Below are 744 nucleotides of genomic sequence, written 5' to 3' on the forward strand. Positions count from 1 at the left end.
GGCCTACTCGCAGCGGTCGCAGAGGCCGCGCAGCTGCACTTCCACGGCGCGCTGGGACACGGCGCGGGGCACGCCGCGGGCGGCGGAGATGCGCACGGACTCTTCCGGCAGGCAGGCCACGGTGCCGCAGTCGGTGCAGGTGAAGTGGGGGTGGCTGTTGGAGTGCTCGGTGCCGCCGGCGCGCTTGAGCTCGAAGCGCCAGACGTGGTCGCCCAGGTCGGCGCGCACGACGAGGCCCGCTTCGGTCAGGTCGGTGAGGTTGCGGTAGATGGTGACGCGGTCGTAGCCCTCCCCGCCCAGCTCCTCCACCAGGTCCGCGTGGCTCATGGGCGCGGTGGCCGTCTCCAGCTGGCGCAGCACGGCCACGCGGGGGGCGGTGCTGCGCAGCCCCGCGGCGCGAATCCGGTCCTGGAACCCGGTCAGCTTCTCCTGCGCGGAGATTTTCTTGGCACCCATGGCGCGTCGAATAACACAGCCGCCGTTCCACGTCCCGGCCACCGTAAACGAAGTGTACCTGTAGCCCGGTTGTAGCTGCGACGCGTGACGCCTGCTCGCGCGGGCGCCTCCTCGCGCCGGTGCCGGGCGACCATGGGGGCTTCCAGCTTCCAACACTTCCCCACGGTTGCCTTGACTCAGTGGGCGTCCTCCTCACACTGCGCCTTTGCTCATCCATCCTGGGAGCGGGCCGTTGGGGTCCCACCTTCCAGACCGACCTGTCGCCCGTGCCCGTCCTGTCCTTCCCCC

The 744-nt window shown here is 70.8% G+C and carries 1 protein-coding gene; it reads right to left on the reverse strand.

The annotated features are described in order from the left end of the window. Nucleotides 1-3 precede the first annotated feature (3 nt). Nucleotides 4-456, reverse strand: a complete 453-nt coding sequence (locus D7V93_RS43715; protein ID WP_120648736.1) for a Fur family transcriptional regulator — start codon at nucleotides 454-456, stop codon at nucleotides 4-6. Nucleotides 457-744 lie beyond the last annotated feature (288 nt).

This window comes from Corallococcus llansteffanensis (assembly GCF_003612055.1).
GTDB lineage: Bacteria > Myxococcota > Myxococcia > Myxococcales > Myxococcaceae > Corallococcus > Corallococcus llansteffanensis.

Bases quoted from the DNA above. Each gene is read 5' to 3' on its own strand.
- D7V93_RS43715 (WP_120648736.1), bottom strand. From the start codon at position 456: ATGGGTGCCAAGAAAATCTCCGCGCAGGAGAAGCTGACCGGGTTCCAG.